The sequence below is a fragment of the Kitasatospora sp. NPDC001095 genome, assembly GCF_053598615.1.
The window spans coordinates 101,632-126,515 of the sequence record NZ_JBSFKQ010000007.1; the positions used below are offsets into that span (position 1 = coordinate 101,632).

Annotated in this window: 24 protein-coding genes; 17 read left to right on the forward strand and 7 right to left on the reverse strand. The window is 71.0% G+C overall.

Going from position 1 to position 24,884, the window contains the following annotated elements; genetic code table 11:
- Nucleotides 1–72 precede the first annotated feature (72 nt).
- Nucleotides 73–930, forward strand: coding sequence for a helix-turn-helix domain-containing protein (locus ACWDBB_RS09260; RefSeq protein WP_449788980.1), 858 nt, complete (start codon nt 73–75; stop codon nt 928–930).
- Complete coding sequence (locus tag ACWDBB_RS09265; protein WP_449788981.1) at nt 927–1,226, forward strand: DUF397 domain-containing protein; 300 nt, start codon at nt 927–929, stop codon at nt 1,224–1,226. Before ACWDBB_RS09260 ends, ACWDBB_RS09265 begins: the two co-directional genes overlap by 4 nt.
- Nucleotides 1,227–1,272: 46 nt before the next feature.
- Here ACWDBB_RS09265 and ACWDBB_RS09270 read toward each other — a convergent pair whose 3' ends face one another.
- Genes ACWDBB_RS09270 through ACWDBB_RS09295 form a run of 6 tightly spaced genes read right to left on the reverse strand, consistent with a single transcriptional unit; the run spans nt 1,273 to nt 5,882 of the window.
- Entirely contained in the window at nt 1,273–1,992 is a 720-nt protein-coding gene (locus tag ACWDBB_RS09270) for a class I SAM-dependent methyltransferase (protein ID WP_449788982.1), read from the reverse strand.
- A 52-nt stretch (nt 1,993–2,044) separates the two neighbouring features.
- Nucleotides 2,045–2,875 carry a hypothetical protein gene (locus ACWDBB_RS09275; protein ID WP_449788983.1) on the reverse strand — a complete coding sequence of 277 codons (831 nt, stop codon included), beginning with the start codon at nt 2,873–2,875 and terminating at the stop codon, nt 2,045–2,047.
- Between the two features lie 3 nt (nt 2,876–2,878).
- Entirely contained in the window at nt 2,879–3,727 is an 849-nt protein-coding gene (locus ACWDBB_RS09280) for a hypothetical protein (protein ID WP_449788984.1), read from the reverse strand.
- A complete protein-coding gene (locus ACWDBB_RS09285) occupies nt 3,708–4,553 on the reverse strand; it encodes an aldo/keto reductase (RefSeq protein WP_449788985.1) in 846 nt (281 codons plus the stop codon). The genes ACWDBB_RS09280 and ACWDBB_RS09285 overlap by 20 nt, the downstream gene beginning before the upstream one ends.
- The gene (locus tag ACWDBB_RS09290) at nt 4,550–5,740 is read right to left on the reverse strand and encodes a cupin domain-containing protein (RefSeq protein ID WP_449788986.1); all 1,191 of its coding nucleotides are present in this window, start codon (nt 5,738–5,740) and stop codon (nt 4,550–4,552) included. The genes ACWDBB_RS09285 and ACWDBB_RS09290 overlap by 4 nt, the downstream gene beginning before the upstream one ends.
- Before the next feature lie 13 nt (nt 5,741–5,753).
- Nucleotides 5,754–5,882: a hypothetical protein gene (locus ACWDBB_RS09295; protein WP_449788987.1), complete on the reverse strand. Its 129-nt coding sequence runs from the start codon at nt 5,880–5,882 to the stop codon at nt 5,754–5,756.
- A gap of 176 nt (nt 5,883–6,058) precedes the next feature.
- Between ACWDBB_RS09295 and ACWDBB_RS09300 the strand changes: the two genes are divergently transcribed.
- The 3 genes from ACWDBB_RS09300 (at nt 6,059) to ACWDBB_RS09310 (ending at nt 10,065) form a co-directional block, all read left to right on the forward strand.
- Complete coding sequence (locus ACWDBB_RS09300) at nt 6,059–7,432, forward strand: helix-turn-helix transcriptional regulator (protein ID WP_449788988.1); 1,374 nt, start codon at nt 6,059–6,061, stop codon at nt 7,430–7,432.
- A gap of 40 nt (nt 7,433–7,472) precedes the next feature.
- The gene (locus ACWDBB_RS09305) at nt 7,473–8,156 is read left to right on the forward strand and encodes a RibD family protein (RefSeq protein WP_449788989.1); all 684 of its coding nucleotides are present in this window, start codon (nt 7,473–7,475) and stop codon (nt 8,154–8,156) included.
- Between the two features lie 133 nt (nt 8,157–8,289).
- A complete protein-coding gene (locus tag ACWDBB_RS09310) occupies nt 8,290–10,065 on the forward strand; it encodes a prolyl oligopeptidase family serine peptidase (protein ID WP_449788990.1) in 1,776 nt (591 codons plus the stop codon).
- Here the strand turns inward: ACWDBB_RS09310 and ACWDBB_RS09315 are convergent.
- Entirely contained in the window at nt 10,043–11,362 is a 1,320-nt protein-coding gene (locus tag ACWDBB_RS09315) for a helix-turn-helix domain-containing protein (RefSeq protein ID WP_449788991.1), read from the reverse strand. The two genes, ACWDBB_RS09310 and ACWDBB_RS09315, sit on opposite strands and share 23 nt — an antisense overlap.
- A 276-nt stretch (nt 11,363–11,638) precedes the next feature.
- Between ACWDBB_RS09315 and ACWDBB_RS09320 the strand changes: the two genes are divergently transcribed.
- The 12 genes from ACWDBB_RS09320 (at nt 11,639) to ACWDBB_RS09375 (ending at nt 24,475) form a co-directional block, all read left to right on the forward strand.
- Nucleotides 11,639–12,622, forward strand: a complete 984-nt coding sequence (locus ACWDBB_RS09320; RefSeq protein ID WP_449788992.1) for a hypothetical protein — start codon at nt 11,639–11,641, stop codon at nt 12,620–12,622.
- Nucleotides 12,623–12,673: 51 nt separating this feature from the next.
- The gene (locus tag ACWDBB_RS09325) at nt 12,674–14,173 is read left to right on the forward strand and encodes an amino acid permease (protein WP_449788993.1); all 1,500 of its coding nucleotides are present in this window, start codon (nt 12,674–12,676) and stop codon (nt 14,171–14,173) included.
- Complete coding sequence (locus ACWDBB_RS09330; RefSeq protein ID WP_449788994.1) at nt 14,170–15,606, forward strand: glutamine synthetase family protein; 1,437 nt, start codon at nt 14,170–14,172, stop codon at nt 15,604–15,606. The genes ACWDBB_RS09325 and ACWDBB_RS09330 overlap by 4 nt, the downstream gene beginning before the upstream one ends.
- A gap of 99 nt (nt 15,607–15,705) precedes the next feature.
- A complete protein-coding gene (locus ACWDBB_RS09335; protein ID WP_449788995.1) occupies nt 15,706–17,214 on the forward strand; it encodes a glutamate ligase domain-containing protein in 1,509 nt (502 codons plus the stop codon).
- A gap of 32 nt (nt 17,215–17,246) precedes the next feature.
- Nucleotides 17,247–17,765 carry a helix-turn-helix transcriptional regulator gene (locus ACWDBB_RS09340; RefSeq protein ID WP_449788996.1) on the forward strand — a complete coding sequence of 173 codons (519 nt, stop codon included), beginning with the start codon at nt 17,247–17,249 and terminating at the stop codon, nt 17,763–17,765.
- Nucleotides 17,762–18,007 carry a hypothetical protein gene (locus tag ACWDBB_RS09345; protein WP_449788997.1) on the forward strand — a complete coding sequence of 82 codons (246 nt, stop codon included), beginning with the start codon at nt 17,762–17,764 and terminating at the stop codon, nt 18,005–18,007. The genes ACWDBB_RS09340 and ACWDBB_RS09345 overlap by 4 nt, the downstream gene beginning before the upstream one ends.
- Nucleotides 18,008–18,077: 70 nt before the next feature.
- Entirely contained in the window at nt 18,078–18,593 is a 516-nt protein-coding gene (locus ACWDBB_RS09350; protein WP_449788998.1) for a hypothetical protein, read from the forward strand.
- A gap of 30 nt (nt 18,594–18,623) precedes the next feature.
- Entirely contained in the window at nt 18,624–20,519 is a 1,896-nt protein-coding gene (locus ACWDBB_RS09355; RefSeq protein ID WP_449788999.1) for a glycoside hydrolase family 15 protein, read from the forward strand.
- 26 nt (nt 20,520–20,545) lie between these two features.
- Nucleotides 20,546–22,612, forward strand: coding sequence for a hypothetical protein (locus ACWDBB_RS09360; protein WP_449789000.1), 2,067 nt, complete (start codon nt 20,546–20,548; stop codon nt 22,610–22,612).
- Nucleotides 22,613–22,898: 286 nt separating this feature from the next.
- On the forward strand, nt 22,899–23,339 hold the full coding sequence (locus ACWDBB_RS09365) for an NUDIX hydrolase (RefSeq protein WP_449789001.1): 441 nt from the start codon (nt 22,899–22,901) through the stop codon (nt 23,337–23,339).
- The gene (locus tag ACWDBB_RS09370; protein WP_449789002.1) at nt 23,336–23,920 is read left to right on the forward strand and encodes an AAA family ATPase; all 585 of its coding nucleotides are present in this window, start codon (nt 23,336–23,338) and stop codon (nt 23,918–23,920) included. Before ACWDBB_RS09365 ends, ACWDBB_RS09370 begins: the two co-directional genes overlap by 4 nt.
- 66 nt (nt 23,921–23,986) lie before the next feature.
- A complete protein-coding gene (locus ACWDBB_RS09375; protein ID WP_449789003.1) occupies nt 23,987–24,475 on the forward strand; it encodes an NUDIX domain-containing protein in 489 nt (162 codons plus the stop codon).
- Nucleotides 24,476–24,884 lie beyond the last annotated feature (409 nt).

Below are 24,884 nucleotides of genomic sequence, written 5' to 3' on the forward strand. Positions count from 1 at the left end.
ACGAACAGGCATATGCGAGCTGCTGCCCAAGCGCTAGCCTTTCCTCAACCCAGCAAGAGGAGGTGCTCAAGGGTGGCCGTCGAGCCGACACCGCGCCGACGCCGACTCGGCATGGAGGTCAAGCTCGCCCGGCAGCGTCTCGGCTGGAGTGTCGAGGAGGCCGCCGCCGAGCTGGGGTACAGCTCTGCGTCCACAATCTCGAAGATCGAGAACGGCACACAGGGCATCAAGCTTCAGCAGCTCCCGCACTTCTTCGCCGTCTTGGAGATCACCGACCCAGCGGTCCAAGCAGCATGGCGCGAGATGGTTCGGAACGCGCGCGACCGCGACTGGCACCAGCAGTACCCAGGTGTCGCGGACGATCCCCTCGGCGACTACCTGGTGAACTTGGAGATCGCCGACGGCCTGTTCATCTGGTCCCCGGTGGCCGTCCACGGCCTGCTCCAGGGCGACGAGTACGAGTTGGCCGTGATCATCGCCGGCCGTGCCTGGAAGAGCGACGCCGATATCCAGCGCTTCATCACCGTGCGACGGAACAGCCGCCGTGCCGCCCTCTCCCGCAAGACTCCGCTCCGGATCTGGGCGGTGCTCACCGAGGCCCAGCTCCGGCAGGAGGTCGGCGGCCGGGCGACGGCCCGCGCGCAGGTTCTCCACCTGATCGAACTCGCCAGCACCCACCGGAGCATCGTCATCCAGGTCATCCCGTTGTCGCATGGCGCACACGCCGGCTGCGACGGCCCGTTCATGGCCTGGACGTTCCCGACTGGCCACGACTCGGTCACCATCGAGGGCATGAAGACCGCCCTCCATCTCAACGACCCCGCAACGGTCGCGGACTACCGCACAACAAGCGATCACCTGAAGACGGACGCCCTGCCGCCGAGGGAATCGCTCGAACTCCTCGCTCAAATCGCCAAGGATCTCTCGTGACTCGCGACGCCCGCTCCTCCTCCATCGACTTCGACAGCATCGTCACGGCCGACGAGAAGAACCATCTCGATCCAGTATGGGTCGAGCAACAGCTGGAACGGGCGGACTGGATCACAGCCAGCACCGGCGGAAGCAACTGCCTCGAAGTCGCATTCCTGGACCGCGGCATGGTCGGTTTCCGCGACTCCCTGAACAAGGCCAAGGACACGCTGCTCCTCTCGTCGGGCGAGTGGGAGGACTTCCTCGCCGGGGCAAAGGCCGGCCTGTTCGATCGCCGGGGATCGGCCAGCACCTGATACCGGAAGCCCCCAGAGCCCTCCACGGCAGCGACACCTGGGAGCTTCAGGCGTTGGCCAGCCACAGCCCCTTGTATCGGATCTCGGGGTGTCGGTGGTCTCTTGTGGTGGAACCGCCTGGGGTGTAGCCGCAGGAGCGCAGCAGGTCCGCCGTTGTGACTTGGTCTCGTTCCTCGTTGTAGACGCCGATGATCAATCGGCCACCCGGGGCGACGACATGGTCCAGCAGATGGCCCACGTACGCTCCCCGCAGGTCCGCCGGCACGTAGTCCACGCCGGTGCGGACGGCGTCGAAGCGGTGTGGAGGCTTCCAGCCCATCGCGTTGGCGGTCCAGATTCGACGCGCCCACTTCGGGCAGCGCGTTCGGGCGAGGTCGGCGAGGGCGGTGGAGATCTCCACCCCGTAGGGCTCGATGATGATCCCGGCTTCGGCCGCCCAGTCGGTCAGGCTCTCCATCAGGTGGCCGTTGGCGCATCCGATGTCGAGGAACGTCCCACCGTGGGGCGGGAGCAGGTCGACGAGCAGGCTTCGGGCTTCTCGCCAGCGGGTCTCGTCGCCGCTGTGGCCAGACTGGGCCCGCGGGTTGTCGCCGTTGAGGTAGGCCGGTTCGATGACGCCCAGGACGGCGGCGTGCCACTCGATGGCCGTGATCTCGCCCGCCTGGTACGCGTCGTCAATGGGTGCCAGATCGCTCCAGCCTCGCTCCTTCGCGCTCGCGATGTCCTCGGCGTCGTGGCCGACCGGACGGCGCGTGGTGGGGTCCATGCGTTCTCCTTCCCTATTCGCTCACGTTGGCGTCTTGCCGGCAGGGTGACGTTCAGTCCCCTTGAAGAACGTGGATCAGCCGCACGGCCTCCCGATGCGCCGGCCCAATTCGCGGGTCGTTCGGACCGGCCTGTGGCCCGACGATCTTCGCCAGCACGAACAGCTGCATCGCCATCCCGTCGCGGCTCTCAAGGTCTACCCGGCGCTCCCTGCGTACCCGGTCCGCGAGCGCCGGTGCGGCAAGCGAGGCGGCGTACAGCGACGCCGAGTCGAGTCCGCGTGGCGCCATTCCCCAGTCCTCCCAGTCGAACATGCAGAACCCACCAGGGCCGGTGACGTTCGCCCAGTTCAGGTCGGCGTGAGCAGGACACCACTGGTCCACCCGGATGTCGTGCGCCCCTGGAAAGGCGGCCTTGATTGTGTCGTCGACCAGCTGCTTCGTGATCCATTCGGTGTCCGGGGCCGCCACCCGGGTCGTTCGTTGAAGGGCCAGCGCTGCCAGCGAGGCGTTCAGCGAGCGCCACCAATCGTCCGGCAGCTCCGGGTCGACGGTCACCACCGCGGCTCCAACCGGGAGTTCGGGCAGCAGCGAGGTCTCGTCCACGTGCCAGACCGCCTGGTCGTCCGGGTCCTGCCATGTCGCCGACCTATACCAGCGTGGCATCGCCACGCCGGGCAACACCGCTGCGGCTTCGAATCCGCCCCAGCCCTGTTCTCGTGCCCGCGCCCAGGGGCGGCGTTCGACCCGGGTCCAGCTGCCGCGGTCGGTGCTGGCTCCGACCGTCCGGCGCTTGCGCACCATGCTGCGCCGGTCCAGCCTCGTGCCGAGGCGCTGCTCCACCTGGTCCAGGACGTGATCGACGGGCTCCTGCCGGAGGTCCATGGTCTACCGGACGAGGCCGGCGTCGGTGCCCTGCGGTGGGGTGACGCCGGTCAGCTCACGTGCCTGGTCAGCGAGGAGCGGGGCGAGTTCCGGGTAGTGCCCGCGGTCAACGGCCTGGAGCATCTCTGCAATTGCGATGAGCTGACCCACGCGTCCGGCCGGGGTGTCGAGGATGTCGACGAACTCCGTGCGGATACGGTCCGCGACCTCGGGCACGAGGAGGCTGCTGACCCATAGGACCGCAGGGTCGTAGCCGGCCGGCACGAGACCCCAGCGTTCCCAGTCAAGGATCTTGAGCGGCCGGGCGGTCAGGTTGGCCCACTGGAGATCACCGTGCCCGGTGGTCCGCTCGATCTCGGCCGGGGCCGGGATGCCGAGGTACTTCGGGAAGACCTCGTCGACCCACGCCTGGCGCAGAGTGATCTTCGCGCCCGGTGCTTCCGCAATGGCGGCCAGCGCGTTCCGCAGCCCGGTCCACCAGCCGTCGTCCAGGCCGGGGTCTTCGCGAAGGTCCGGAGTCGAGGAGACCGCGGGACCCACCAGGTCGAAGACGTCGGCCTGGTAGAACCACCCGCCCTCGGTCCAGTCGAGAGTGTCGTGGAGTCGGGGGCGCGGGACGGAGGCAGGGACGAGCTGTTCAGCGCCGAGGGCGCCCTGGCCGGTCGGCCGGGGCGCCCTGCGGCGGCTGCTTCTGGAGACCCGCAGCCAGACGTTCACGGCCCGGCGGCCGACAGTGGTTCCGGAGGTGCCGAAGATCGGCGGTCCGGTGCACACCAGGCCGAGGAATCCGGCGGCCTTCTGGTGCGCTGCCGTCAGGTCGTGCCGGGTGTCGTCATCCGGCTGAAAGGACATCGAGCACCGTCCTGAGTCGTGCGTCGGGGATCGGCTGGGCGAGAGCGCCCCGGGCATCCTCCCAGTGCTGGAGGGTGCTGGTCGAGGTGAGGACGACGTCCAGCGCGGGGCAGGCACCGATGAGCTGGAACGCCGCGGTGTGCGGGGTCGATCCCGGCTGGATGAGGTTCACCAGTTCGGGTGTCATCAGGCCCGGCAGTTCGCCTCCGTGCAGGGGGGCGGAGGCGAACGTCATGATCCCGGCGTCGCGAGCGTGGACGAGTGGCCCAGCTCCATCGAGGGCCTGGGCGATGGGCTCGGCCATGACGAGGCTGACCGGCAGCTGGACGCCAGCGAGGTGGTGGCTCGCCGACCCGGCTGCTTCGCTGGCCAGCGCGATCAGTTCGGCGACGGTGAACGCCTGGTTAGTGAAGCCGGCCCAGGTGGCGACGCCGTACCCCCCGATACGGCCGGCCTGCGCGAACTCCTCCAGCACAGCGAACGCGGCGCGGAGGTTGTGATGCAGCTGCTGCCGGTCGTGGTCGGACCGTTCGGGGTTGTGGACGAAGACGATGTCGGCACGACCGAGGACGGCGAGCGATTCCTCGGTCTGGGCGCGGACGTCCACGGGGGCGATGCTGTGGCGGCCGTCCGGGTAGAAGCCGGTCTTCGTCGTCACCTTGGCGGTCGGGTGCTCGGCGAGCACCGGGGCCAGGTCGTGGTGTGCTCGGCTGTGGCCGTAGTTGGGGGCGGTGTCGATCCACTTCGCCCCGGCCGTGAGGACGGTGCGCGCCGCTTCGCCGGCGGCGCGCACCCGGTAGGTCCCCAGGCCAAGTTCCGGGTTCACCGGCCAGCCTCGACCACAGCGATGGCCTGGCCCTGGACGAGGACGGTGAGGACGCTGGTCACGTCCTTGACCTCCAGGCCAGCGGCTTCGGCGAGTTCCCCGATGCTGACCGGGTCTCCGACCAGCAGGGATTTCAGGGCGGGCTCGACCCGTTCGGAGAAGTCCCATGCGGTTCCGGCGGCAGACAGGGTGACGGTCCGGGCGGTGGGGTCGCCGGCGAGTTCGGCGCGAGGGGCGGTGATCCGCACCTTGACCCCCGGGTCCGCGGGGAGGGTGTCCACGAAGGGCAGGGACGGGGCCGGTCGGCCGAAGTGGGTGGTGCCCGAGGCCGTGGCCCAGCGGTCGATCAGGTCAGGGTCCGACAGCGCGGCGAGCACCGCAGCCCTCAGATCGGCCAGGTACTCGGCCTTCTCGTCCGCTCCGGCGTGGAGCGGCACGTCCTTCCGCACGGTGGGGCTCTCGTGCAGCTCGTCCACCAGCCAGCCCAGGAACGTGGCGCCGGTCTGGGCGACGAGTCCGAACGTGAGGTGCAGCGACTCGCTGCCTTGGTCAGCAGTGACGCTGTGCCACCAGCCGCGCGGCAGGTACAGGACGTCGCCCGGGTGGAGGACGACGTCCGCGACCGGTTCACCCTCGGGTTCCTCCGGGGAGTCCACGTCGCGGAAGGTCGGGGCCTGCCGGGTCGGCTCCCACAGACGCCAGCGCTTCGCCCCGTACTGCTGGACCACGACCACGTCGTGGTCGTCCCAGTGCCGGCCGAAGCCCTCCTTCTCCGTCCAGGAAGCGTAGAGATTGGTCTGCACGGGCGTGCCGATGAAGCGCTCCAACGCTTCAGCAGCGGTGCGGATCGGCGGGTGGATCTCGTCGATCGCGTCCACCACGAGCGAGGCGCCCTCGGCGAGCTGAGCGTGGAGCTGCGCGGGGTGCAGCCGGTTCCAGGTCGCCCCACGCCGGTTAGTCGCCGGGGTCGAGTACCGGCTGACGGGAACGGTCTGCCCGTCCATCGACAGCCGCAGCCGCGGCGGGTCGATGCGGTGGGTGGCGAGGATGGTGTTCAGGTCGTCCCAGGACAGGAGAGGGGCGGTGTCGGTGCTCCCGGCGGGGATCACGGCGTAGGAGCGGTGGAGCGCCTGGGTGAGGAACTGGTCCCCGCCCAGGCGCACCGCCCACGAGGCGGTCCTATGCATCGTGGGCGGTCTCTCAGGTGTCGTTCTGGTCGGACTTGCCGCCCGTGTTGTCGGACGGCACGTCGGCCCGCGAACGCGCCGCCCGGATGCTGCGGACGGCGACCAGCACGCCCTCGTCGTCGCTCGTCACGGAGTTGTCCATGCGGTTTGCCTTTCTTCCTTGGTGCTTGCCGGGCCTTCCGGCAATCACCAGGGAATCGCTGCGCAGCGCATCCGAACAGAGCAGAATTGAGGCGTTGATGAGGCATCTGTGCGGCAAACCGGCTGCTGAGCAGGATACTTCGCGGTCAGGACGAGTTCCGCGCGTCAAGGGGGTGGATGGTGGGGGTGCGGCGCGAGCGGTTCATCGAGCTTCGGCGGAAGGCTGGCTTCACCCAGGAGTCGCTGGCCGCGGCCATGAACGTCGAGCGCTCGACGGCCAGCCGGTGGGAGCGGGGCGAGTACTCGCCCCGGCCGTGGCAGATGGGCAAGCTGGCCGACTTGCTGGGCGTCGGCCAGGAAGAACTTGCCGCCGCCTTGGCTGCCTCCCCGGCCCCCGGGCGAAGCCGTGAACCCATGACGGACGCCCGAGATCGAGAGGGAACCGGCTGGACAGCCGACTCGGCTGCGGGGCGCGGGGCTGCCACGATGGCGCTCATGGACGGCGGCGTGCGGGTCGGCTGCCGGTCGACAGACGGCAGGATCATCTTCGTCACCCTGCCGCGCCAGGCGTTGGCGCAGGGTGCATCGGCGCCCTCCGGGCTCTCGCGCCCGTCCGGACTCGTGGTGCCCGTGGTGCAGGCTCTACCAGCCGTTCTCACCGGCGGCCTTCACCCGGTCGAGGACCTGCGGGCACTGCGCCGGTCCCTCGTAGAGTGCGACAACGTCCTCGGGCCGCGCGAGGTCGTGGCCACGGCCCAGGAGCACATCCGGCTGATCCAGGACCTCCGCCGGGAAGCCTCCGGCCAGGACCGCCGTGCCCTGCTGCAAGTCCTCGCCGAGTACGCTGAGTTCTGCAGCTGGCTGCACCAGGACGGCGGCGACCACCAGGCCGCCCAGTACTGGGCCGACCGCGCGAGCGACTGGGCGGGCGCCTGCGGCGACCACGACCTGAGCGCCTACATCACTGCCAGGAAGGCCCAACTCGCTGGCGATATGCGCGAGTCCACCGACACTGTCGACCTCGCGGACTACGCTCAGCGCCTAGCCCGCCCCGGAAGCCGGCTGAGCGCGATGGGCGCCGTCTACGGTGCCCACGGCCACGCGCTTCTCGGTGACGAGCGGAGTGCCCAGCACACCTACGACCGCGCGCTCGCGATGCTCGCCGACCCGTCCGAGGCTCCGGTCGGCCGCGGCCGGTGGCTCGACACCGCGTACGTGGAGGCCCAGCGTGCTCGCTCGCTCTCGCTGCTCGGCCGCCATCACGAGGCGGTGGCTGGCTTCGACCAGGCGATCCGGGCGCTGCCTCCCAACTTTCGCCGCGACCGTGGCGTCTACCTCGCCCGCTCGGCCATCTCCCAGGTCACCGTCAACGGCCCTGAGCAGGCCGCGACAACCGGCCTGGCGGCGCTGGCCATCGCCTCCGCCGCCGGCTCCGCCCGGGTCATCACCGAGTTGGCCGCGCTCGATGCGCTGCTGCAACGATGCAGGCGTGTCCCCGAGGTGGAGCAGTTCCGGCACGCCCTCGACAGCCTTCTCCTCCATGAAGTGTGATCACCACAGCCCGTACCACCGAGAGAACGGACCACGCTCAATGGCCAGCCGCCCCTTCGTCCTGCTCAGCGTCGCTACCTCCGTCGACGGCCATATCGACGACACCTCGCCGCAGCGTCTCCTACTCTCGAACGAGGCCGACTTCGACCGTGTCGACCAGGTCCGGGCGGAGTCCGACGCCATCCTCATCGGCGGCAACACACTGCGCAGCGACAACCCGAGGCTTCTCGTGAACAGCGAGAAGCGCCGCGCCGACCGCATCGCTTCCGGGAAGCCGGGGTATCCGCTTAAGGTCACCATCTCCGCCAGCGGTGACCTGAGCCGCGACCTCAAGTTCTGGCACTTCGGTGACAAGAAGGTCGTCTACACCACCGACGCCGCCGCGCCCAAGCTCCGCGAGGAACTCGACGACCTGGCCGACATCGTCAGCACCGGCGAGATCGTCGACTTCGGCGCACTGCTCGACGACCTCGCCTCCCGGGGCGTCGAGCGCCTCATGGTCGAGGGCGGCGGGCAGATCCACACCCAGTTCCTCTCCCAGGGCCTGGCAGACGAAATCCACCTCGCCATCGCGCCGCTGCTTGTCGGCGACGCCGCAGCACCCCGCTTCCTCCACCCTGCCGACTACCCCGGTGGCAGCAGCCGGCGGATGCGCCTCCTCGGGTCGGAGCAGGTCGGCGACGTGGTGGTGCTGCGCTACGCGCCCAAGACCGAGGCTGGCTGACTCCTTTTGCCGGGTCGGTGCCGCCACGTGCCGGGCATGGGCCCCTCCGCTGTGGATGGCGGGTTCGTCCCCAGCCAGAGCCGGCCGGTAGTCTGCGGGCAGGCCAGTGGCGATGCCGGGAGGACTGCACCGCATGAGCGACGACCGCACCGGGCTGGCGCCCGCGTGGGTGGCCCAGACCGCAGTGTCCTATGACGAACTCCGGTTCGCACAGGGCGCGCTGTGGTGGCTGCAGTCTGATCCCGACCACGACGGCCGCCAGCGACTCATGCGCAGCTTCGCCGGGTCGACCCTGCCGGTGACGACGCCGGAGTTCCCAATCGGTAGCCGGCTCCACGCCTACGGCGGCGGCAGTTTCGTGGTGGCGCCGGACGGTGTGTGGTTCGTTTCCGGCGGCTCCCTCTTCCACCTTCCTACTGGCGGCACCGCGGTGTGCGTCGCACCCGGCGACGATGGGGTCCAGTACGGGGACCTCGCGCTGTCCTGGGACGGGCTCCTGCTGGCCGTCCGTGGTGACGACGCGGCCGACGAGATCGTCTCCGTCTCCAGGACGGGGCACATCGAGGTCCTCGTCCGCTCCTCCGGGTTCCTGGCCAGCCCGCGGCTTGCGCCGGGCCGGCTGGCCTACCTGGTGTGGGACCGCGATCGGATGCCCTGGGACGCCTCGCGTCTGCTGCTGGCAGCCGTCCAGCCCGGCACCGCAACACCGGACGTGGTCGTCGCAGGCGGCCGGCAGGAGTCTGTGACGCAGCCGTTCTGGGGGCCGGACGGCCGACTGCACTTCATGTCCGACCGCACCGGCTGGTGGAACCTGTACCAGTGGAACGGCATGGTGGAGGCAGTCGCCCCGGTCGACGCGGACTGCGCCCCCGCGCCGTGGGAGGGCGGCTACCAGTCGTACGGCTTCACACCCCACGGTGAGATCGTGCTGACCGCCACAGACGGGATCGTCACCGAGCTGCTCCTCGTCAATGGGGCCGACCGGCGCCGCATAGGCTCGAACCTCACATCGATAAAGCCCTACGTCGCCGCGACAGAAGCCGCTGTGGCAGTGATCGGCTCCACGGCAAGCAGTTCCCCCGCGATCTGGCTGGTCGACCTCGCGGCCGGATCGGACGGCCGCGCCCGTCCGGCGGCACCGGACCTGTCGTCCCCATCACCTTGGACGGCTCCAGCGCCCTCGGTGGAGGCCGTGGAGACGGCTGGCGGGCCGCTGCGCTTCCTGCTCCACCGCCCGGACGGCACCGGGTCGGCGCCGCTGATCGTCCGAGCTCACCCCGGGCCCACCGACGATGTCCCCCTGCGGCTGGACTGGACGACGCAGTTCTTCGTCAGCCACGGCTTCGCGGTCGCCGAGGTCCTGTACCGGGGCAGCACCGGACAGGGACGGAACTTCCGGCAATCGCTGCACGGTCATTGGGGTGAGTACGACGCCGAGGATTGCGCCGCTGTCGGCGAGCATCTCCTCGCCGCCGGCGTCGCACGGCCCGGAGCCCTGTTCATCAGCGGCGCCAGCGCTGGCGGGTACACCGCGCTCCGCTCCGCGTGCCGCCCTCGTCCCTTCCGCGCGGCTACGGCCACGTCGGCGATCATCGACCCGGCCCGATGGGAGAAGTCCGTGCCGCCGTTCCAGCGTCCGCACGCCGCGGTGCTGCGCGGGCCCATGGGCGCGGTGGCGGCCGACGACGTCCGGGTTCCTGTCCTGGTGATCCACGGCACCGCCGACACGATCACCTCCGCCGATGACGCGAGGCGCTTCGCCGACGCTCTGTTCGCCAGGGACCAAGGCCACGAGCGCCTGTTCCTTGAAGGCGGTGACCACTACCTGTCGGACCCCGCGTCACGGGAGCAGGCACTCGCCGCCGAACTCGCCTTCTACCAGCGCATCATGCACCGCGGGACAGGGTGATCGCGACGTTGTCGGCCTCGGGCAGCACCGCACGCGTGAACTCCCGCAGGTCGCGCACGGGCGCGTAGTCGGCGTGGGCCTTCAGGTCGACGAGGACGCCTGCCACACGGTCGATACACCGGCCGGAGCCGGTTCTGGCCGCGTACGTGACCGCTTCCCGGCCAGCCGCGCACGCCTGATCGAGGTCTCCGGTGCGCAGCCAGGTGGCGGCGAGCAAGGCGGCGTCGATGGCGCGCCGGCGGACCTTGTCCTTGCCGACGCCTTGGAGGGCGTCTGTCAGCTGGGTCCTCGCGGCGGGTGCGCGGCCGAGATCGTGGAGGCAGTGTGCGATCTCGTCGGCCAGGTATGCGTGGGTGAAGTACCCGATCCAGGCAGGTTCGTCGCCGTCTGCGGCGTCGAGAAGTTCCTCGGCTTGCCGGATCTCCCGGGTCGCCTCGGCTTCGCGTTGCATGCGGGCGTTCGCGCGGGCGAGGACGGCGGTGATAGCCGCCCGGGCGGAGGGGCTGGCGGCGGTACCGGCTGCGGCTCGGGCTGAGGAGGCCCAGCGCAGGGCGACCTCCGGCTGTCCACAGTGCAGTGCGAGGTGTGCGCAGTTCACGGCGACCAGGTAGGCGCCGTAGGCCGTGTCGGTGGTGGCGGTGAGGGAAAGGGCGCGCTGATAGTACTCCTGAGCGCGGATCGGGTTCCCGGTGTCGACGGCCTGGTAGCCGGCGAGTTCGCAGAATCCCGCGGCGAGCATGGCACGACGCCGGGCGGCCTCCCCGTCAGCGGCGGGGCGGCGGAGCATCGTGGCGAGTTCAGTGTCGATGTACTGGCGCACCTGTCCGGTGTAGTGGCGGGCGCCGTGGGTGTGGTCGAGCTGACGAAACATGGCGAGCATGCCCTCGGCGACGCCGATTTCCTCGCCGGTGACCCACGGCGTGGCCCCGGCCCCGTGGCCTGCCGAGCGTGCCGCTGCCCAGTCGCCGATCGCCAGGTCCATCGTGAGGAGGTGTGCGGCACCACCGTCCGGCAGGGGATGGCCGCCCGGTCGGCGCTCTGTCTGACTGGCAGATGCAGCAGAGGACTTCGCTGCCGCGTGCTCACGGGCCAGCCGCAGCAGCCGGTCGAGCTCTGCAGCCCCGATGGTCAGCAGTTCTGCGAGCCTGGGGCGTTGCCAGGGTCGCGGCTCGGCCTTGCCCTGCTCCCAGCGCGCCACTGTGGTCCGCTCGACACCCATCGCTGCCGCAAGCGTCTCCTGTGAATGGCCGGCCGCCGCTCGCTGCAGGGCCAGTTCGGTGCGTTTCTTGACCGCCATCGGCTGATTCCCAAACTCTGTCCACACGCCAAAGACGCAGCTCAGCATCCACTTTGCCGCAGCAATGCGTCAGCAGTGCGTCAAGTCTGCTCTGTCCTCCCACTCTTCGTGCTGCTTTGGTGTGACTCGCTTCCGGAGACCAGGAATCCAGGAGGCATCCCCGGCTCCCCCGGGCCCGCTCGCCGCCGTGTGGAACCCCGGTTGATCACGGTTCGATCCGCGCAACGGCTTCGAACGAACCAGTCTGTCATGCCCATGAAATGGAGCGCTCGAACCATGCACCCCGCACGTCCGACACGGCTGGCGCCGGTCTACCACCCTGCCGGGTTCGACGGCGCGCTCCGCTCCGCGGTGGACGATCTGCGTGCCGGGCGCTGGCTGTCGACGCAGCGGCTGCTGGCCGCCAGGGAGCAGCCTGCGGGCCTGCGAACTTCTCGGACGCAGGTGCTGGCGGTGGTCGCGGCGCGGTCGACGGTGCTCAGCGACTGGGCCCGGGAAGACCCGGACGATCCTGGGCTCGCCGTCTTGCGGACCAGGGTGTTGGTTGAGCATGCCCTGGCTGCAGCAGAGGCTGGCTCGCCGAATGCCGCCCGCTTGGAGCAGGAGGCCCGCGAGTCGTGCCTGTCCGCCGCCCGGGCGGTGCCGGGGGACCCGGTGCCGTGGGTGTGCCTGCTGGCCCTGGCAGGGCTGGACGGTTCCAAGTCCCGTCCCGAGCACCAGTGGCGCTCGTCGGACCCGATGCTGCCGCCAGGGCCGTGGGGGCTGCTCGGCGAGGCGCTCAGGCGCGATCCCGGCAATCGGGAAGCGCACCACCGCATGCTCCGATACTGGCAGCAGGTCTACCGGCCGGCGGCTTCCGACTTCGTGAACGTCGTCATGCCGATGGCTTCGGCCGGATCACCGCTCGCCGCCTTGCCGCTGTACCTGTCGGTCGAGCAGTACCGCAACGAGCCGAGGCGCAACGCGGTCGTACTCCGGCAGTGGCTACGGGAGCCGCACTTCTCCCGTGCTCGGCGCGCGTTCGAGAGCTGGTCGGTGGCTGAGCCGGGGGCGTGGCCGGTCGTCGATCTCAGCTACCTCGCCCATGCGTTGTGGGCGTCGGCCCAGATGGCTGCCGCCGTCGAAGTATTCAGCGCACTGGGCCAGTTCGCGTCCAAGGCGCCGTGGGCCCATGTCGCCGACTCCCCGGACCAGGCAGAGGCCCTGCTGCTGACCGCCCAGGACCAGGCGTTTGCCGGCCGCGCGACCGCTCTGGCCTGATTCCCGGCCGCCCTTCCTTATCAGTCTTCTTCTCGCACGGAGGTTGTCTCGATGTCCCCCGCCCAGGCTGCACCGCCGACTGACGAGGAGCGGCTGCGCCAGCTCGGTTACCATCCCAAACTGCGCCGCAGGATGGGCGAGTTCGGCAACTTCGCCAGCTCCTTTTCCGTCATCAGCATTCTGTCCGGCTGCATGACGATGCTCGCCTTCGGCCTGAACACCGGCGGGCCGGCGGTGATCTTCTGGGGCTGGATCGGTGTCGGCGCCCTGGTCATGTTCGTCGGCCTGGCCCTCGCCGAGGTGACCTCGGCCTACCCGACGTCCGGCGCGCTCTACTTCATGGCCCACCAGCTGGGCGGCCCCCGGTGGGGCTGGATGACCGGCTGGCTCAACCTGCTCGGGCTGGTGGGCGGCATCTGCGGCATCGACTACGGTGCGGCGAGCTTCGTCGGCGCCTTCCTCAACATGCAGATCGGGTACTCGCCGACGCCGGGCGGTCTGTTCGGGATCTTCGCCGTGCTCCTGCTGCTCCACGCGGTGCTGAACCTGCGAGGTGTGCGGCTGGTATCGGTGCTCAACGGCATCTCGGTGTGGTGGCACATCGGTGGTGTCGTGCTGATCGTCGGGGCGCTCACGATCGTCCCCGCCCAGCATCAGGACGCCAGCTGGGTGCTGACGCACTTCGTCAACAATACCGGCTGGGACAACCCGATCTACGTCAGCGCGATCGGCCTGCTGCTTGCTCAGTACACGTTCTCGGGCTACGACGCTTCCGCGCACATGAGCGAGGAGACCACCAGGGCGGCGGTGTCAGCTCCGCGGGGGATCGTCCGCTCGATCTGGGTCAGCTGGATCGCCGGCGCGTTCCTGCTTGGCGGCATGCTTTTCGCCGTCCAGGACTACGACGGCGTCCTCAACTCGCCTACCGGCGTCCCGCCCGCGCAGATCTTCATCGACGGGCTCGGCACCGGCGGGGCGAAGGCGCTCCTGCTGGTGGTGATCGGTGCTCAGCTGTTCTGCGGCAATGCGGAGACGGCAGCGGCGTCGAGGATGGTGTTCGCGTTCTCCCGGGACGGGGCGCTTCCCGGATCGGCGCTGTGGAGCCGGGTGTCGGAGCGCACCGGGACGCCGGTGGCCGGGGTGTGGCTGTCGCTCGGGGCGGCGCTGGTGCTCGCGCTGCCGTCGCTGTACAGCGCGACCGCGTACGGCGCGGTGACCGCCGTCAACGTCGTGGGCATGACCCCGGCGTACGCGGTGCCGGTCTACCTCCGGCTGCGCAAGGGCCGCCGCTTCAGGCCCGGTCCGTGGAATCTGGGTCGCCGGGGGCCGGTGATCGGGTGGATCGCGGTGGGCTGGGTGGCCGTGGTGAGCGTGCTGGTGTGCCTGCCACAGTCCTCGCCGGTGACGGTCGACACCTTCAACTACGCGCCCGTGGCGCTCGGGGTGGTGCTGCTGCTGGCCTGGGCGTGGTGGCTCAAGGCCGGGCGCTCGTACGCGCCGCCGGTCCAGCAGTCGGCCGAGCTGGTCGAGCTGACCGAGGAGGTCGTGTGACCAGCCGCCGACGCCCGGGCAGTCGGGCCACGATGCGGGCCGCCCGGTACCGCGCCGCCGGCAATTCTCCGGTGGCGGCCTCGCCCGCCGGGCCGCTGCACCACCTGGTGGACTCCTTCGGCATCACGACGGTGCTGCTGGCGGCTGTCGACGTGCAGGGCCGTCTCAAGGGCAAGGAGTTCGACGCGGCCTCGCTGGTGGATCGGCTGCGCTCGGGTGGGCTCTCGCCGGAGATGTGCGGGTACGTGCTCGGTACTGACTTGGGGATGACCGCTGCGCGCAGCGGGTCGTTCTCGTGGGAGTCCGGCTTCGGGGACGTAGCGCTGCTGCCCGACTACCAGCACGCCCGCGTCCTGCCCTGGCTGCCGTCCACCGCCCTGATGCTCGCGGAGCCGATCAGCATGGGCCTGCCGCACCCGCTCGCCCCGGACAGCGTGCTCGACGAGCAGCAGCAGCGCCTCGCCGGCCTCGGGCTGACTGCGAAGGTAGGGGTGGAGACGGAGTTCGTCCTCTTCGAGGGCACCGCCCGGGACGCGGCGGCGGCCGGCTTCCGCGGACTTCGCCCCGCCGTCTGGGACAACCGCGACTACGCCCTCGACCAGCCGCTGCCGGTACGGGAGTTCAGCAGGCGCCTGCGGCAGGTCCTCGCCGACGCCGGCCTTCCCGTCGAGGCCGTGAAGGGTGAAGGCGCACCGGGCCAGATCGAAGTCACCTTCCCCTACGGACCGGTGACGGCGGCGTGCGAGCAGCACGTGCTGTTCAAGCACGCCGCGAAGGCGGTCGCGGACGAGCAGAGCATGACGGCGTCATTCATGGCGGCCCTGCCGGGAGGGGTCGGCAGCGGCATGCACCTGCACGTCTCGCTGCACGATGTCGACGACCAGCCGGTCCTGCTGGCCGGCCCCGAGTACGGCAGCGGCCTGTCGGAGCTGGGTGAGCAGGCAGTGGCCGGGCTCCTGACGGCCCTTCCCGCCCTCGGCCCACTGTGGGCGCCGTACGTGAACAGCTACAAGCGCCTGCGGGACCACTCCTTCGCCCCTACCCGCCTCACCTGGGGACGGGACAACAGGTCGTGCGCGGTTCGGGTGGTCGGTCACGGCCGCAGCCTGCGCATGGAGGTGCGGCTCCCCGGTGCCGACGCCAACCCCTACCTGGCGCTGGCTGCGGTCCTGGCCGGAATCCGGCACGGCATCGAAGCCGGACTCAAGCCCCCCGCCGCCACCCACGGCGACGCCTACCTGAACCGCGAGGCCGATCCCGTACCGCAGTCACTGGCCGAGGCCGTTTCCGCGTTCGAGACCAGCCCGCTGGCCGGCGAGCTACTCGACGAGCACGTCGTCGCCCACCTGGCCGCCGTCGCCCGCCTGGACCTGGACCACCACGTCGCCGCCGTGAGCGATGTCGAACTGGAGCGCGGTCTCACCCAGGCATGAGCCCCGGGCCGGTCGCGGCGCCTAACCCCCGAGACCCGCGACCGGCCCGGTTCCAACCCCCACCTCTCTGTCCCCGACCCCGCTGAGGAAGCCCTTCCTATGGACACCACCACCCGCCCCCCAACTCGTACGGGCCCGCGACCCACCGGGGCCGATCTGCTGACCCGGGCCCACCTGGTCGACGCCACCGCACCCGGCATGGAGGGCCTTGCACTGTGGCTGGCCACGCGCCAGCTCGACGTCACCGCGAGCATCACCCAAGCCGAACAGGACAGCCCGGCCGCCAACCGGCTGCGCACGGCTGGCGTGAAGGTCGCCGTTGGCTTCGACGCCGACCACGTCCAGGCCGACCGAAGCGCCGTGGTGTGGTCCGGCGCGACGACGGGCCCGCTCCCGGAACTCGACCAGGCCCAGGCCCTGGGGCTGCCGGTGCTCACGCGCGCGCTCGCGCTCACCGCGCTGACCGGGGAATACGCCGACCCGCTGGTGGCCGTCTACGGCAGCCACGACACCGCCACCGCGGCGGCGGCCCTGGCCGCTGTCCTCGACGACGGACGCACCTCCTGGATTCTCACCGCTGCGACCCAGGGCGGCGTTCCCGGACAGGGCATCCACGGCCAGCGCCTGGTCGTGGACCTGTGCCCGGACGCCGGCACGCACGAGGCCGCCTCCTGGAGCCGCCTCCCGCACGGCCCTCAGCTCGTCCGCAGGGCGACCCCGGCCGTGACGCTGATCACCGCCGCCGCGATGAACGCCCCGCACTTCACGGACACCATCGAGGCTCTGGACGCCGCCACCGCCCTCGCCCGCGCCTCCGCCACGGTGGTACTGCCGCTGTGGGACAAGGGTGCCAAGATCGTGCACGAGCGGCTCAGCGACCGCCCCGGCCCCGCCGTGGTCACGGTCGGCCTGGAGGAGAGCGCCGACGTGTGGGTCCTCCCGCCCCGCTGGCTCGGCACCGAGTACCTCCTGACCCTCCACCACCGGGGTGAGCGGCACCAGTTCACCGTGCCGGTCGCCGGCCGCCACCACGCCCTTGCGGTGTGCGCCGCCATCGCCACCGCCCTCATCGTCGGGGAGGACCCGCAGGCCGTCGCCCAGCGCGCCGGCGGCTTCCGCGGGGTGGACCGGTCGCTGGCTGTGCTCGGCGCTCAGGCCGGCGTCACCGTCGTCGACTCCCGTGCCCGGCACCCGCGCGAGATCGCGCAGGACGTCACGGCCGCCCGGATGCTCACCGAGGGCTCGGTTGTCGTCGTCCTGGAACCGGACGGCGTCGCCCGCACCAGCGCACACGCCGCCGAAATCGGCGCCGCCCTCGGCGACGCCGATCACGCGGTACTGCTGCCGGTCAGCACCCCGCTGACCGAGGGCCCCGGGCCCGACCCGCTGGAGGCCGTCGAGCAGGCCGCTCTTCACAAGCTCGGACAGGGCGCGGTCCACCGCATCCGCCTCGGGCCGGACGAACCCGCCCCGGAGCAGCGGATCTTCGAGATGACCGCCGAGGGCGACCTCGTCCTGGTCATCGGCACCGGCCAGGCCGAGCGGCTCGGTCCCAGGCTGCTGTTCCACCTCGCTGCCCCCGGCATGCCGATCCCGCAGCAGCTGTGACCCGCCCGCACCATCCCGCTGGAGACGACGCCGTGGCCATCGGCCCCCTGCCCGCCCTCACCGCCTCCGAGCGCCGGCTGATCGTCCTGGTCGCCGCCGGCGCCAGCCACGACCAGATCGCCGCCGACCCCGACACGAAGCTGCAACCGGCCGACGTCCGCAGCGCGATCGACGCGGTGCTCGTCACCACCGGCACCCGCACCGTGCTGCACCTCGCCGCCTGGGCCACCGCCCACCGGATCGTCACCCAGCCGGTACACCCCAGCGGCGCGCTGACCATCAACCCCCAACTGGCCCCCCGGTTGTTGCAGATCCTGCGCGGCTGGGCGGGCGGGCGCAGCACGCCCGAGCTGACCGCCGACTTCGGCATCGCGCCGAGCACGATGCGTACCTACTCCAAGAGCCTGCTCAGCCAGTTGAACGTCGACTCCCAGCCTCAGGCCGTCGTCGTCGGCGTCCTCGCCCAGCTGGTCTGGCTGAACTGCATCGACCCCTCCTGGCCGGCCAGCCCGCTCGTTCCCACCGCAGAGCCGCGGGCGGTGGCCCCGTGAGCGCTCACCGAAGCATCGGGCGCATCGGGCTCGCCGTGCTCTGCTTCCTGCTCGGCGTTCTGGTCGGGGGCGGCGCCATCTACCTGCTGGATCACCGCGCCGCCTTCAGGCAGCCGCTCTACCTGGGCACCTTCGCCGTCGTCGCCCTGTGCACCCTCGGCGTGGCCGACCGCTTGGTGAGCCACCGTCCGCCGCCCCCGAACGACCCGGATCGTCCCGGCGACCGCCGCCGGTCCGGCTGAACAGCACAACCGCAGCAACCCATGGCGGCCATTCGGGCCAGGGCCGCACCCCTTCGACCTCAGAGAGCAGATGATCACCCAGACCTACCCTCTGCGGCGGCGCCCGGTGAACCTTCGATACGTCGAGGCACCGCAGCCGTACGAGCCGGACGGCCGCCCGGCGGTGTTCCTCGCCGGAGCAACCGTTGGTTGCCCGGACTGGCAGAGCGACGCGGTTGACCTGTTCGCGACTGCGGGCTTCGACGGCACGGTGCTCAACCCCCGACCGTCGCGCAACCCGGCCACCGACCCCTACCTCGCGTGGCAGCCGTTCGGCTGGCAGGACCGCAACATCCGGCGCACCGACGTCGTCCTGTTCTGGAACCCGATCGGCCACGTGCGCGTGCACGACTGCTACGAAGCCGGCCTGTTCTCCCCGTACGGCGGGACGGTGGTCGTCGGCTGCGACCCGGCCGACCCCGTTCAGCAGGCCAACCGCGTGCTACTCGCGAACCTCATGCCGTGGCTGCCGGTAGCTGGCACGCTCGCCGACACCGTCGCCGCCGTCCTCGCCGCACTCGCAGCCCCAGCCCCCGCTCGCCGCTGACCACCCACCACCAGCCCACGTCAGGACCCCATGCGCACCACCACCGCCCCTTCCTGGATCGAGGAGCACGCCCTCCTCGGCAACACCGCGTCCGCCGCCCTGGTCCGCCCGGACGGCTCCATCAACTGGGCCTGCCTGCCCGGCTTCGACTCACCGGCGGTGTTCGCCTCGCTGCTCGGCGATGCCGACCATGGCCTATGGCGCGTCGGCCCGGCCGTGTACGACGGCGCACCACCCCCTGCGGCCGACCGCCGCCACTACGTGGGCAACTCCCTGGTCCTGCGCCAGGAGTGGGACACGCCCACCGGTACCGTCGCGGTCACCGACTTCATGCCGGCCCCCACAGTCAGCGACCACGCGGAGCCGCGGATCTTCCGGATCGTCGAAGGCGTCAGCGGCGCGGTCCGCGTCGCCAGCGTCTTCCGCCCCCGCCCCGGCTACGGCGCCACCCGGCCGCGCATCGAGCGGATCACCCGCGGAGCCTCGCGGCTGTGGGTGGCCGCCCACCCGGACTCGTACTGGCTCGACGGCCCCCAGCACACCGCCAACGGACGGGGCGTGTGCCGGGCCGACTTCACCGTCCACGCTGGCCAGATCGTCGTACTCACCCTCACCTGGGCTCCCTCTCACCGTCCCGCACCCGAGCCGCCCGACGCCTTCTCCGAGCTCGACGCCACCGCGGAGTTCTGGGAGCAATGGGCAGCCGGCTGCACCTATCGCGGCCCCTACCGCGAGGCCGTGGTGCGCTCCGCTCTCACCCTCAAGGCACTCTGCCACCCGGGCGGCGGTGTCGTCGCCGCGCCCACCACCTCCCTGCTCGAGCAGCTCGGTGGGGAACGGAACTGGGACTACCGGTACGTCTGGCTGCGCGACAGCGCGCTGACCATCGCCGCACTGCTGCGACTCGGCTTCCTCGAGGAGGCCCGGCAGTGGCGCAACTGGCTGGTCGACACCGTCGACCCCGAGCGCCTCCAGCCGATCTACCGCGTCAACGGCGACGCCGACCTCGACGAGGAGGTCCTGGACCACCTTCCCGGCTACGACGGCTCCCGGCCGGTGCGAATCGGCAACGGCGCCGCCGACCAGCTCCAGCTCGACGTCTACGGCGAACTCGCCGACACCCTGCTGCTCGCCGAGGACGCCGGCCTCCCCCCGTCTCCGAAGTGCGACGCTCTGCTCCTGGCGCTCGCCGAACAGCTGGAGCAGCGCTGGCACGAGCCGGACGAGGGAATCTGGGAAATCCGTGGCCCGGCACGGCACTTCACCCACTCCAAGGTCATGTGTTGGGTCGCCGTGGACCGGACGCTGCGGCTGCTGGAACGCCGGAGCACCACCAACCCTGCCGTCCTCGTCCGCCTCGCCCGCCTGCGCGCGGAGATCCACACCGACGTCTGCACGCGCGGCTTCAACTCCGAGACCGGCACCTTCACCCAGTCCTACGACACCCGGGCCCTCGACGCCTCCCTGCTGCTCCTGCCGCTGGTCGGCTTCCTGCCGCCGGACGACAAGCGCGTCATCCGCACCGTCGAAGCCGTCCAACGCGAACTCACCGACCACGGGCTGGTGCTGCGATACTCCACCCGCGAGGATGCCGGCGGCAACGTGGACGGGCTCGCCGGCCATGAGGGCGCCTTCCTGGCCTGCTCGTTCTGGCTGGCCGAGAGTCTTGCCGTCATCGGTCGGCACGCCGAGGCCCACGAGCTGTTCGACCGGCTGCTTGGCCTGCGCAGCGATCTCGGGCTCCTCGCCGAGGAGTACGACCCCCTCGCCCGCCGACAGCTCGGGAACTACCCGCAGGGCTTCTCCCACTGGAGTCTGGCGGACGCGGCCGTCCGCCTGGCCGCCAGGCTGCAAGCGCAGTGCCCGGTGCTCCCTGGGCCGCGCGCCGTCGTCGAGCAGACGCTTCCCGCCACTGTGGTGGCGTAGTGGGCGGCAGCGAGGTACGCAACACCGTGCGCGGGTCCAAGGTGAACGTCGCTGTCCAGGCCGCCAGCATCACCGGTGGTGTGCACCTTCACCCGGGCCCGCCGCCGCGCCCGGTGCCGCGCCAACTCGCCCCGGTTCCCGCAGTGTTCACCGACAGGGACGAGGTTCTGCTCGCGCTGGACGGCGTCCTCAGCCGCGCGGTCGTCGAGACAGCACCCGTCGTCGTGGTCACCGGCCCGGAGGGAGTCGGCAAGCGGTCCCTCGCCGCGAAGTGGGGGCACCGGATCGCCGCGCGCTACCCGGACGGACAGCTGGTGGCCCGGCTGCGCACGGGTGCGCCCCGCGTTCCGGCACCGACTGCCGAGACCGTACGGTCGCTGCTGCGCTCGCTCGGGCTGGGCGAACACGTCCCCCTTCCCTGGGCCGAGCAGGACCTGCTCGGGATGTGGCGCAGCGAGACCGCCGGGCGGCGGCTGCTCGTGCTCCTGGAGGACGCGGCCTGCGCCGATCAGGTGGTGCCGCTAGTGCCGGCGGAGCCCGACTGCCTGGTGGTCGTCACCAGTCGCTCGCCGATCCCCGCGCTTGCCGCCCGCGGCGCGCACCACCAGCACCTCGGCCCGCTCGCGCCTGCCCACGCCGTCCAACTGCTCAGCCGCATCCTCGGCGAGGACCGGATGCGGGCGGAGCCGGCCGCTGCCGAAGCCCTCGCTCGGGCCTGCGACGGTATGCCGCTGGCCCTGGGGCTGGCCGCCGGCGAAGCCGTCCTCACCCCCGCTCGCCCGCTCGCCTCCCACCCCGTGCTGACCGCCGCGCCCGAACTGGACAGTGTTCCGATGACCATCGCCGTCGCCTGCGCAGCGCTACCCGAAAGCGAAGCACGCCTTCTCCGACTCGCCGCGTTGATCCCCGCGCCTGACCTCGATCACCTCACGGTGGCCGCCGCCACCGCCACCCCCGCGACCCATACCCGGCAGCTACTCGAAGAACTCGCAGCCCGGCACCTCTTGGCGCACGCCGGCCGCCAGCCCGTGCGCGGTGACGTCTACCGCATCCGCCCCGGCGTCCCGGAGCTGTTCCGGAGCTCGGACGACACACGCCTGCTCATCGTGCAGCGCTGCCTCGACTACCTGATCGCCACCGCCCAGGAGACCGTCCAGCGCCTCACCCCGCACCACCTCGTCCTGCCGCGCCAACACCGCCACCACCCTGCCGAGCCGGTGCACATCGCCGACGACCGCGCCGCCCTCGACTGGCTGGAGGCCATCGCCCCCGCCATACCATCGGCCCTCGCCGCTGCCCGTGAACTCGGCGAGCACCAGGCCCTGGTCGTCTTGACCCATGACCTGTGGCCCTTGTTCCACCGCCTGCGGCGCACCGACCTCAGCATTGCCTTCCACGAGCTGGGCCTGGCCTCCGCCCGGATCTGGGGCCACCACATGGCCATCCGGGAGATCACCACCACCCTGGCCATCTCGCACAAGCGCGCCGGGGACCACGAGGAAGCCCGCCGGTTCTACCGAGAGGCCCTCGCTCTCGCCACCGATGACCACGACCCCCGCGGCATCGCCCAGTGCACCGCCGGAATCGGCGCCACGCTCTACGACGCCGAGCAGTACGCCGCCGCCGAACCCGAACTCACCCGCGCCATCGAGCTCTACGCCGACCTCGACGACCGGCGCGGTACCGGCCTTGCCAAGATCCTCCTCGGCTCCGCCGCCGCCCGCCAGGGCAACACCGACTTCGGCGTACCGCTGCTGTGGCAGGCCATCGTCGACCTCGGCTCACTCACCCCGCCCGACCCGCTGAACATGGCCCGCGCGAAGGTCTTCCTCGGCGAGGCGCAGTCCCTGGCAGGCGAGCACGGCCTCGCCGTCGCCACCATCAGCGAGGCCCGCCGGGAGTTCACGGACCTCGGCCACGACCACTGGACGGCCTACGCCACCGAGTTCCTCGGACAGGCCGCCGAACGCTCCGGCCTCCCGGACACCGCCCGCGACTGGTACACCGCGAGCCTCCGGCAGTACGAAAACCTCGGAAGCACCCGCGACACCGAGCGCCTCCGGAGCCGGATCACCGCCCTGGCGGAGACGTGAACGCCCGCCTCCCGCCGAGCACGGCGCGATTGTCAGTACCCCGTGGCACACTGCCCTGTTCGACCCGCAACCGCCGTACCAGTATGACGAGTTGGGGCCGTTCACCGGATCGTGTGGCTTCTGCCACGACACGCCGACGCGGCCCCGCCGGGCCGCCTACGGTGGGACACCTGCCCACGCACTCACGTACGACTAACGATCACCAGTTTGATCGCAGCTTCGCCATGCCCTGAACCGGCCGCGCTCCCCGCGCTGGTTCCCTCACCCCCTGGGAAGGAGACATCCCGTGCCGCACACGCTGGTTGTGGGAGTCCACCTGGTCCTGATCGAGAACGGCCGGGTGCTGCTCGGACAGCGCGCCAACACCACCTTCGCCGATCAACACTGGCACGCTCCAGCAGGCCACCTCGAAGCGGGAGAATCCGTGCTGGCCGGCATGGCCCGCGAGGCTGACGAGGAACTCGGCATCACCATCCGGGAGGAGGACCTCGACCTGGTGCACACCCTCCACCACCTCGACGCCGACGACGGCGCCGGACGCCTCCAGCTGTTCTTCACTCCGCGCGCGTACACCGGCAAGATCACCAACCGCGAACCGGACAAGTGCGCCGCCCTCCGCTTCTGGCCGCTGGACGGGCTTCCGGAGCCGATCGTCGGCTACAACGCCGACGCGCTCGCGCAGATCACTGCCGGCCGCCCGCTGTCCGTCGTCGGATGGCCGGCATGAGCACCACGAGCCACCCCGGACTCCTGGCGGCCGGGGCGCCTGCGGGGAGCACGGAGACCCGGCTCGTGGTCGTCCGGGGAAACTCAGCGTCGGGCAAGTCGTCGGTGGCCGCGGGCATCCGGGACCGGTTCGGCCGGGGCCTGGCCATCGTCGCGCAGGACAACCTCCGACGCATCGTGCTGCGCGAGCGGGACCGGCCGGGCGGCGCGAACATCGGCCTGATCGACACCGTGGCCCGGTACGCGTTGGGCGCCGGCTACCACGTCGTCATCGAGGGCATCCTGTACGCCGATCACTACGGCGCGATGCTCACACGCCTGGTGGGCGACCACCGCGGCGTCACCCGCTGCTACTACCTCGACATCCCGATCGACGAGACGCTGGTCCGTCACGCCTCGAAGGCCGATCGCGAGTACCTGACGGCCGTCACCGAGCGGGAACTGCGCGACTGGTACCGCGAACACGACTATCTGCCCGGCGGCATCGAGACCGTCATCGGCAGCGACAGCACCCTCCACGACACGGTCGACCGCATCATGCGCGAGACCGCGCTCTCGGAGTTGCCCCCGCGCGACACGTAGACGCGCAGTTACTTGACCGTCGCGTCCCCTCCATTGCCCCCTCAACCTTCAACCAGGAGCCCTCTGATGCACGAGACGAGCAGGCTGTCGGTCGGCGTCATCGCCCACGACCTGAGCACCGACCGGATCGCCACCGTCCACTACGCGCAGCGCAGTTGGACCCCCGGGCCCGCGTGGACGATCCCGGGTGGAAAGGTCGACCCCGGGGAAGAGATCCCCGATGCCGCAGCCCGGGAGCTACGTGAGGAAGCCGGGCTCATCGCCAAGCCGTCCGACCTGCGCCTAATCCACACCATCCAGGCCAAGGAGGGCTGGGACGGGCGCGGCGGGTTCGTGCTGTTCGTCTTCGCCACCAGCGAGTTCACGGGCGAGCTGGTCAACGTCGAGCCGGACAAGCACCTGGAGGTGCGCTGGCACCCTGCCTCCGAGGTCCTGCCCAGCCCGATGTTCCCGACCTCCAAGGCCGCGGTGGAGGCGTACCTGGCCGGCGGGCCCGCGTTCTCCACCCACGGATTCGACCCTGCCTCCGGACAGCGGCAGCTCGTCGAGACGTGACTGGCGCCCGCCGGCACTATGCCGGGCGAGTGCGCCCGCCCGGCATAGTGCCGGCCAGGTCGGTCCTGCCCGGTCCGCACCGGTCGCCCCACGGCTACGCCGAACCCGGACGGCACTGGCGCCCGACCATCGCGTTCGCCTCTACCTCGACCACGGTCGCCTCATCGAACAGGGCACCCACGCCGAGCTGATGGCCCAGGAACCGGCCTCCCGCTACCGCGCCTCCTACCTCCTCCAGGCCCGCCAGTACACCACCAACATCCCCGGCTAACGCCTCACCTCGGACGTCCCTGCACGCCAAGCCAACTGACCGCCAAGACCACTTCGTGACACCGTCGCCGCGCTCGCGCTGCTGGCCGCCACCCTTCCCGGCGACCAATGGGCGGCCAAACGGTCACCGCCTGCCTGA

Bases quoted from the DNA above. Each gene is read 5' to 3' on its own strand.
- ACWDBB_RS09270 (WP_449788982.1), bottom strand. From the start codon at position 1,992: ATGGACCCCACCACGCGCCGTCCGGTCGGCCACGACGCCGAGGACATC.
- ACWDBB_RS09275 (WP_449788983.1), bottom strand. From the start codon at position 2,875: ATGGACCTCCGGCAGGAGCCCGTCGATCACGTCCTGGACCAGGTGGAG.
- ACWDBB_RS09280 (WP_449788984.1), bottom strand. From the start codon at position 3,727: ATGTCCTTTCAGCCGGATGACGACACCCGGCACGACCTGACGGCAGCG.
- ACWDBB_RS09290 (WP_449788986.1), bottom strand. From the start codon at position 5,740: ATGCATAGGACCGCCTCGTGGGCGGTGCGCCTGGGCGGGGACCAGTTC.
- ACWDBB_RS09295 (WP_449788987.1), bottom strand. From the start codon at position 5,882: ATGGACAACTCCGTGACGAGCGACGACGAGGGCGTGCTGGTCGCCGTC.
- ACWDBB_RS09300 (WP_449788988.1), top strand. From the start codon at position 6,059: ATGGTGGGGGTGCGGCGCGAGCGGTTCATCGAGCTTCGGCGGAAGGCT.
- ACWDBB_RS09305 (WP_449788989.1), top strand. From the start codon at position 7,473: ATGGCCAGCCGCCCCTTCGTCCTGCTCAGCGTCGCTACCTCCGTCGAC.
- ACWDBB_RS09310 (WP_449788990.1), top strand. From the start codon at position 8,290: ATGAGCGACGACCGCACCGGGCTGGCGCCCGCGTGGGTGGCCCAGACC.
- ACWDBB_RS09315 (WP_449788991.1), bottom strand. From the start codon at position 11,362: ATGGCGGTCAAGAAACGCACCGAACTGGCCCTGCAGCGAGCGGCGGCC.
- ACWDBB_RS09320 (WP_449788992.1), top strand. From the start codon at position 11,639: ATGCACCCCGCACGTCCGACACGGCTGGCGCCGGTCTACCACCCTGCC.
- ACWDBB_RS09325 (WP_449788993.1), top strand. From the start codon at position 12,674: ATGTCCCCCGCCCAGGCTGCACCGCCGACTGACGAGGAGCGGCTGCGC.
- ACWDBB_RS09335 (WP_449788995.1), top strand. From the start codon at position 15,706: ATGGACACCACCACCCGCCCCCCAACTCGTACGGGCCCGCGACCCACC.
- ACWDBB_RS09350 (WP_449788998.1), top strand. From the start codon at position 18,078: ATGATCACCCAGACCTACCCTCTGCGGCGGCGCCCGGTGAACCTTCGA.
- ACWDBB_RS09355 (WP_449788999.1), top strand. From the start codon at position 18,624: ATGCGCACCACCACCGCCCCTTCCTGGATCGAGGAGCACGCCCTCCTC.
- ACWDBB_RS09370 (WP_449789002.1), top strand. From the start codon at position 23,336: ATGAGCACCACGAGCCACCCCGGACTCCTGGCGGCCGGGGCGCCTGCG.
- ACWDBB_RS09375 (WP_449789003.1), top strand. From the start codon at position 23,987: ATGCACGAGACGAGCAGGCTGTCGGTCGGCGTCATCGCCCACGACCTG.